The organism is Kitasatospora sp. NPDC051853, assembly GCF_044452665.1.
GTDB lineage: Bacteria > Actinomycetota > Actinomycetes > Streptomycetales > Streptomycetaceae > Kitasatospora.
In genome coordinates, this window is the sequence record NZ_JBITBY010000012.1 from 16,234 (window position 1) to 23,984 (window position 7,751).

Here is a 7,751-nt window from a genome sequence, read left to right on the forward strand (position 1 = left end):
GGGCAGCCATCAGGGGTCCGCCGGGCGGTACCCGAGGAACGTTTTCCTGGGGGCCGCCAGTCCTCCGCCCCCTCACCCTCCCGAGGTCACAGCCACCCATGACCAACATCGATCGCCGCCGGTTCCTCCAACTCGCCGGTGGCACCGCCGCGTTGACCATGCTCTCGGACTCCATCGCCCGCGCCGCCGCGATCCCCGCGCAGGGCGGCACCGGGACCATCCAGGACGTCGAGCACATCGTCGTGCTGATGCAGGAGAACCGTTCCTTCGACCACTACTTCGGCGCCATGAAGGGCGTGCGCGGCTTCGGTGACCCGCGCCCGGTCACCCTGCCCAGCGGCAAGTCGGTCTGGAACCAGTCCAGCGGCGGCAAGGTCACCCTGCCGTTCCGCCCGAACTCCAGCAAGCTCGGCATGGAGTACCTCCAGGGCCTGAACCACGACTGGGCCGGCGGCCAGTCCGCCTTCAACAAGGGCAAGTACGACAACTGGATCCCCGCCAAGACCAGCGCCACGATGGCCTACCTGACCCGGCAGGACATCCCGTTCCACTACGCGCTGGCCGACGCCTTCACCGTCTGCGACGCGTACCACTGCTCGTTCATCGGCTCCACCGACCCGAACCGCTACTACCTGTGGAGCGGCTACACCGGCAACGACGGCACCGGCGGCGGCCCGGTGCTCAACAACGCCGAGGCGGGCTACGGCTGGACCACTTACCCGGAGCGCCTGGAGGCGGCCGGGGTGTCCTGGAAGGTCTACCAGGACATCGGCGACGGCCTGAACGCGGCCGGCTCCTGGGGCTGGATCAACGACGCCTTCCGCGGCAACTACGGCGACAACTCGCTGCTGTACTTCAACAGCTACCGCAACGCCCAGCCCGGCAGCCCGCTCTACGAGAAGGCCCGCACCGGCACCAACGCCAAGGCCGGTGAGGGCTACTTCGACCGGCTGCGCGCCGACGTGCAGGCGGGCACCCTGCCCAAGGTGTCCTGGATCGCCGCCCCCGAGGCCTTCTCCGAGCACGCCAACTGGCCCGCCAACTACGGTGCCTGGTACATCTCCCAGGTGCTGGACGCGCTCACCTCCAACCCCGAGGTGTGGGCCCGCACCGCACTCTTCATCACCTACGACGAGAACGACGGCTTCTTCGACCACGTGGTGCCGCCGTACCCGCCGTCCGGCACCTCCCAGGGCCTGTCCACCGTGCCCACCACGCTGGACTACTTCCCGGGCAAGACCGGCTACGCGGCCGGTCCGTACGGCCTCGGCCCCCGGGTGCCGATGATCGTGGTCTCGCCCTGGAGCACCGGTGGCTACAGCTGCTCGGAGACCTTCGACCACACCTCGGTGATCCGCTTCATCGAGAAGCGCTTCGGCGTGGCCGAGCCGAACATCTCGCCCTGGCGCCGCGCGATCTGCGGTGACCTCACCTCGGCGTTCGACTTCGCCCGCACCGGCACCGCCGCCGCGCTGCCGTCCACGGCCGGCTACTACCCGCCGGACAAGAACCGCCACAGCGACTTCCTCGCGGTCGCCCCGACGGTCGGCACGATGCCGCGCCAGGAGGCCGGCTCCAGGCCGACCCGTCCGCTCAAGTACGCGCCGTACGTGGACGGTTCGGCGGACGTGGCGGGCGGCAAGTACAAGCTGACCTTCAGCGGCGGGCCGTCCGCCGGTGCCCAGTTCTACGTGACCTCGGCCAACCGGACCGACGCCCCGTGGACCTACACTGCCGAGGCCGGCAAGTCGATCGCGGACACCTGGAACACCACCTACTCCAAGGGTGTCACCGACCTCACCGTGCACGGGCCGAACGGCTTCCTGCGCCGCTTCCGCAACCCGGGCAAGACGGCCGCTCCCGAGGTGAGGGCCCGTCACAACGCGGCCACCGGGCAGCTCGACCTGACCTTCACCAACGCGGGCGCGAGCGCCGTCCTGACGGTGGTCAACGCCTACGGCAACACCACCCGCACGGTCACGGTGGCCACCGGCGCCACGGTCGCCCTCTCGCTGGACCTGGCCGCCGGGAACCGCTGGTACGACGTCACCGTCACGGCGAACACCACCGCCGACTTCGTCCGCCGCCTCGCGGGCGTGGTGGAGACCGGTGCGCCGGGTGTCTCGGACCCGGGCATCCTCACCGACTGAGCCGACGCCGGGACACCGGCCGTCCGGGCCGCCCGCGTCGTCGACCACGACGCGGGGGGTCCGGGCGGTCCGGAGGGTCTCAGGAGGTGGAAGGCGAGGCCTCGGGCGGGCGGCGCAGCACGCGGCGCTGGACGGACTCCAGCGGACCGGTGGGGAAGCGGTGCAGCCAGAGGCGGGCACCGAGTACCAGGACGGCGGAGACCGCGGCCCACAGGCCCATCACCCACCAGGGGCCGCTGTCGCGCAGGCGCTCGGCGAGGCCGAGCCCGATCCCGTAGCAGGCGAGCATGCAGAGCAGGTTCTGCGCGACGTAGCAGGAGAGCGCGGTGCGGCCCACGGCGCTCAGGCCGGTGACCAGCGGCAGGCGTCCCACCCGGTCGAGGGTCACGCCGACTAGGCCGAGGTAGCCGAGGGCGAGGACCGGGCCGGCCACGTAACGCTGGATCAGGAAGCCGTCGGAGCCCGCCAGGGAGGCGCCCAGGGTCAGCGGCAGGCCGAGGCCGAGGCCCCAGCCGAGCAGGCGGACGCGCAGGCGGCGGCCGTGCTCGCCGGGGGCGAAGGCGCCGGCGCGCAGCAGTCGGACGCCGGCCAGGAACAGGGTGACCAGCAGGGCGAAGCTCAGCACCGGTTCGATCCGCAGGGCGAGTGCGTGGGTGAGCCGGAAGGCCACCTGGGCGGGGTAGCTCCCGTGGGCGTACAGCTCCGCCACGGCGGGGTCGAGGTCCGGGCCGGTCGTCGCGCCGCCGTCGTCGAGCGCGAGCACGACCGTCAGGCCGGTCATCAGCAGCAGGTGGAAGGCGACGGCCGACCGGAACACCACCCGCCGGACCCGGGGCGGGGCGGCGAGCAGCCGGGAGACCAGCAGCGCGCAGAGCGCGTAGGCCATCAGGACGTCCCAGGCGAAGACCAGGACGAAGTGCACGGTGCCCTCGGCGAGCAGGAACCACGCCCGGGGGCGGTAGCTCCTCGGCCACGGGCGCCCGCGACGGCGGGCCGAGTCGTACTGGATCGCCAGTCCGACGCCGAACAGCACGGTGAGCAGGGCGAGGAACTTGCCGTCGGCGGCGAGCCGGAAGAGGGTCTCCGCCGCCAGTGCGGGCGAGGGTTCGTCCAGGAGGTGGCCGAGCGAGGCCCCGGAGGCGGTCCCGGTGAGCACGCCCCACTCCGCGCCGGGGGCGGCGAAGACCCAGACGTTGGTCATGAGCGTGCCGAGGATCGCCACGCCGCGGAGGACATCGAGCAGGGGGAGGCGGTCGGGGCCCGCCGGGCCGGGCGGTACGGGAACGGACACCTGGGGCACCTCTCTCGGGGGTCGGTGCCCATCGTCGCCGGGTGTGCGGCGGGGCCGCCTCGTGATCAGTGAGGAGGCGGTGTCCGCCGATGGTCGTACGCGCGGGCCGGGGGACTCCGCCGTAGGAAGGAGGCGCCCCGGAGGCCAACAGGTCTGCGCGGAAACAGAATTGACGGATCGTCAGTCGATGTCACCGGTCCAGACCACCCGGGGCGGGCGGACCGCCGCGCAGAGCGGTTGGCCGAGGCGGTCGGTGAGGCCCAGACGGCCGGTCAGCCGGCCGGTGGCGAGGGCGGCCCGGAGCACCTCGGGCGGCACGCCGTCGAGCATCAGCTTGGCCCGGCGGAAGAGCTCGCGGCCGCCGCCGGGGCCCTCGCCGGTCCAGGTGAGGTAGAGGAAGCGGGCCCCGGGACGGCCCTGGAGGTAGGGGCCGGTGAGGTCCGGGCCGCTCCCGGACTCCTTCACCGTGCACTCCGCCGTCCACCGGGCGGAGGCGGCGTCCCCCGGCACGGGGTCGAGCAACTCGTCGGCCCTGCCCTTGCGTTGCAGGCCCACCCGGACCTCCCGGTAGCCGGGGAAGCCCGGCCCGGGCGGGCAGTCGCGGCCGGGCAGGTGGTGCGCCTCGATGCGGATCTCCATGCGCGCCATTGTGCCGCCGGGGTCCGTCAGCGGAACGGACCCCGGCGGCACGATGGCAGGGCGGCACGGCGGTGCGGTGACGGGGCCCGTGTCAGTGCAGCGGGACGGCGACCACGTCGTAGTCGGTGTCCGGGGTGGGCTCGGTGTCGAAGCGGGCGTTCGGCAGGTAGAGCCGGTCGCCGAAGGCGGCCACCGTGGCGGGGACCCGGAAGCGCGGGTCGGTGATCCGGCGGGTGACGGTGCCGCGGCGTCCGGCGGCGTCGAGGCGGACCACGGTGACCTCGTTGGCCTGGTTGCGCACCACGTAGAGGTCCCGGCCGCGCCGGAGCAGCCCGTCGCCGTGGGGCAGGGACCCGCCGCCGAGGTCCACCTTGCCGGTGGCGCCGGTGGCCGGGTCGATCCGCTGGAGGGCGCCGGTGGTCATGTTGACCACGAGCAGCGCGCGGCCGTCCGGGGTGGTCTCGATGCCGTTGGAGTTGATCTCGTCCGGTACGTGGTCCACGTCGCCGGTGAGCGGGCGGCGGATCACCTGGTCCGGGCCGGGCAGCCGCCCGCCGGGGCCCAGCGGCAGGCCGTAGAGGACCGGTTGGAGCGAATCGGTGATCCAGACCGTGTGCCGGGTGAGCAGCACGTCGTTGACGAAGGTGTTCGCCGGGTCACCGGCCAGCTGGTAGGAGGCCAGGACCGCGCCTGTCCGGGTGTCCAGCACCCGGGCGTCCCCGCCCCAGGCGCCGGCGGTGAACAGGCGGCCGCGGTCGTCGGCCTTCATGCCGAGCGAGGGCGTCCCGGCGGCCGGGCCGGCGTAGAGCAACTCTCCCTTGCCGGTGGCGAGTTCGTAGCGGAGAACCCGGCCGTCGACGAGTGAGCCGAAGTAGGCCCGGCCCCGGGCGTCGACGGCGATGCCCTCGGGGCGGAAGCCGTTGGGCAGGGCGAAGGCGGTGGGCCACCGGTCCGACCCGGCGACGGGCCGGCCGTCGTCCTCGGCCGAGGTGGCCGATGCGGCTGAGGCGGCCGATGCGGCTGAGGCGGCGCCGGCCAGCGGGCCGAGCAGGGCCCCGGCCCCGGTGGCCGCACCGAGGCCTAGCAGGGCGCGCCGTGACAGGTTTTCAGGCATGCAGAAGTGTCCTTCCCCCGTGGAAGCCGATGCCGGACACTCCACCACACCCCGCCCGGTCCGCGCACCATCGCGAGACCCGCCCGGCACAAGTGGAACGGTGACCTTCCGGTACGGCGGTCGCCGCTCCGGCCACCGCGGTTGACGCCAGGTCAGGGACGCTCGGTGAGGTACCCGCCCATGGTCGTGAAGTACTCGGCGGCGGGCAGCTCCCGGCCGTCCTCGGTGCGGACCCGGGTCACGGCCAGGCCGTGCGCCCGGCCGCTGCGGGCGTCCGGGCCGACGACGATCACCACGCCGTCGCCCTCGCGGTAGAAGATCCGCCCGGGGGTGCCGCCGTACCGCTGCTCGGAGACCCGGGCGGCCAGGATCTCCAGGCGCCGGCCCCGGTGGTGGGTGAAGGCGGCGGGGTAGGGCGCGGACTGGGCCCGGACCAGGCGGTCCAGCTCCTCGGCCGTCCAATGCCAGTCGATCCGGATGTCCTCCTCCGCCCGCTTGTGGAAGAAGGTGGCCGCGGAGCGGTCCTGCGGGGTGAAGTCGGTCCGGCCGGAGGCGATTTCGGCCAGTCCGTCGACCGTGATCGGGCCGAACAGCGCGAGCGTGCGGTGGAACAGGTCGGTGGTGGTGTCCCGGGGGCCGACCGGGACGGAGCGCTGGAGCACGATGTCCCCCGCGTCGAGCCGCTCGTCCATCAGGTGGGCCGTCACCCCGACCTCGGGCTCGCCGTTCAGCAGGGCCCAGATCAGCGGGGAGAAGCCGGCGTACTTGGGCAGCAGCGAGTCGTGCACGTTGAGCGTTCCGTGGCGCGGGAGTTGGAAGATCCGCGGTGGGATGAGGGTGCGCCAGTTGGTGGCCACGATGACGTCCGGGTCGGCCTCCTTCAGGCGGGCGTAGAGCTCCTCGTCGTCGGGCCGGTTGCGGGTCACCACCGGGACGCCGTGGGCCTCGGCGAGCTCGGCGACGGAGTCGCTCCAGATCTTCTCGTAGGCGTGCTCACTGGCCGGGTGGGTGACCACCAGGACGACGTCGTGCTCGGAGTCCAGGAGCGCTCGGAGGGTGCGGTGGCCCCAGGTCTGATAGCCGAACATGACGACCCGCATGGAGGTTCCTCCTCGGAAGGGACGGTCGGACGCGGCAAGTAAAGCAAGGCTTGCCTAAGTAGTGCAACGAATGCGAACTCCGGCCATCGAATGGCCAGTTGTCGACGGGGTGGATGGGGAGGATTTCGCGAAGGCACTTGCACATTAACTTAGGCTTACCTAAGTTAGGTTTCGATCCTGCCGGCCCGCGAATTGGGAGCGACATGTTCACGGGCTCTTCCCCGGCGATGGCCGTCGCCCTTGAGGAGCGCGACGGAAGTGCCCCGGACGGAGGAACGGCCTCCCCGAGCTGAAACGTCCCCCTCGCCCCGCAACTCCCGGACGGGGTCGGCCGCTTCGGCGCGCCCGGCCCGGTCCGCCCTCGAAAGGATGACCGTGCACCACTCCGCCAGACGCCTCCCGCACGCGGCCGTCGCCGCCCTCACCGCCCTCACCCTGGCCGCCTGCGGGAGCGCCGCCGAGCCCGCCGCCGACAGTGCCCCGGCCACGGGCGGCGGCGCGGCCGGCTCCGGGTTCCCCGTCACCGTCCAGCACAAGTACGGCAGCACCGAGATCAAGTCGGCCCCCAAGCGGGTGGTCACCCTCGGCCTCTCCGACCAGGACGCGGTGCTCGCGCTCGGGGTCAGGCCGGTCGGCGCGGTCGACTGGTTCAAGGAGAGCCCGTACGGCAAGTGGCCCTGGGCCAAGGAGCTCTGGGGCGGCGCCGCCCCGCAGGTGGTCGGCGAGCGCGACGAGTACACCATGGAGAAGATCGCCGGGCTGAAGCCCGACCTGATCATCGCCCAGTACTCCGGGCTGAAGCAGGAGCAGTACGACACCCTGCGCAGGATCGCCCCGGTGGTCGCCCAGCCCAAGGAGCACCAGGACTACGCCGCGCCCTGGCAGGTGATGACCCGCCAGATCGGCAAGGCGCTCGGCAAGGAGGCCGAGGCGGAGCAGAAGATCGCCGCGATCGGCGCACGGTTCAAGGCCGTCAAGGACCGGCACCCCGAGTGGGCGCAACAGACCGTCGCCGTCGCCGACAGCTTCGAGGCCGGGAAGTACTCGGCGTTCACCCGGACCGACCCGAAGGCGATCTTCTTCAACGAACTCGGCTTCAAGCTCAAGCCGGAGATCGACGCCCTGGCCAAGCCGGGCTGGAACGTCGCCGAGCTGAGCGCCGAGAAGCTCGACGTGCTCGACACCGACCGGCTGGTCTGGGTCACCTCCAGCACGGCGGCCAACGAGCGGATCAAGGGCGAGCCGTTCTACCGCAAGCTCAAGGTGCAGCAGGAGAAGCGGGACCTGTTCGTCCCCTACACCGACCCGGACGTCGGCGCGGCGTTCTCCTTCAACACCGTGCTCTCGATCCCCTACGCGATCGACCAGATCGAGCCACTGCTCGGCGCCAAGCAGTAGTCCGGGCGCCGCCGTCCCCCCGACGCACCGTCACCAGCCCATCCAGAGAGGCGTTCCAC

General features: G+C 72.3%; 6 protein-coding genes. 2 read left to right on the top strand and 4 right to left on the bottom strand.

Going from position 1 to position 7,751, the window contains the following annotated elements:
- Window positions 1-98: 98 nt before the first annotated feature.
- Window positions 99-2,150 (top strand): phosphocholine-specific phospholipase C, encoded by a 2,052-nt coding sequence (locus tag ACIA8O_RS30560; RefSeq protein WP_396297221.1) that lies wholly within the window; start codon window positions 99-101, stop codon window positions 2,148-2,150.
- A 79-nt stretch (window positions 2,151-2,229) separates the two neighbouring features.
- Here the strand turns inward: ACIA8O_RS30560 and ACIA8O_RS30565 are convergent, their stop codons facing one another.
- The 4 genes from ACIA8O_RS30565 to ACIA8O_RS30580 all read right to left on the bottom strand — a co-directional run bounded on the left by ACIA8O_RS30565 (window position 2,230) and on the right by ACIA8O_RS30580 (window position 6,294).
- A complete protein-coding gene (locus ACIA8O_RS30565; RefSeq protein ID WP_396297222.1) occupies window positions 2,230-3,441 on the bottom strand; it encodes a DUF418 domain-containing protein in 1,212 nt (403 codons plus the stop codon).
- Window positions 3,442-3,621: 180 nt separating this feature from the next.
- Window positions 3,622-4,080 (bottom strand): DUF5990 family protein, encoded by a 459-nt coding sequence (locus ACIA8O_RS30570; protein WP_396297223.1) that lies wholly within the window; start codon window positions 4,078-4,080, stop codon window positions 3,622-3,624.
- Between the two features lie 91 nt (window positions 4,081-4,171).
- Window positions 4,172-5,194 carry an SMP-30/gluconolactonase/LRE family protein gene (locus ACIA8O_RS30575; protein ID WP_396297224.1) on the bottom strand — a complete coding sequence of 341 codons (1,023 nt, stop codon included), beginning with the start codon at window positions 5,192-5,194 and terminating at the stop codon, window positions 4,172-4,174.
- A gap of 152 nt (window positions 5,195-5,346) precedes the next feature.
- On the bottom strand, window positions 5,347-6,294 hold the full coding sequence (locus ACIA8O_RS30580; protein WP_396297225.1) for a methionyl-tRNA formyltransferase: 948 nt from the start codon (window positions 6,292-6,294) through the stop codon (window positions 5,347-5,349).
- A gap of 369 nt (window positions 6,295-6,663) precedes the next feature.
- Here ACIA8O_RS30580 and ACIA8O_RS30585 point away from each other — a divergent pair, with 369 nt between their 5' ends.
- Complete coding sequence (locus ACIA8O_RS30585; RefSeq protein ID WP_396297226.1) at window positions 6,664-7,692, top strand: iron-siderophore ABC transporter substrate-binding protein; 1,029 nt, start codon at window positions 6,664-6,666, stop codon at window positions 7,690-7,692.
- Window positions 7,693-7,751 lie beyond the last annotated feature (59 nt).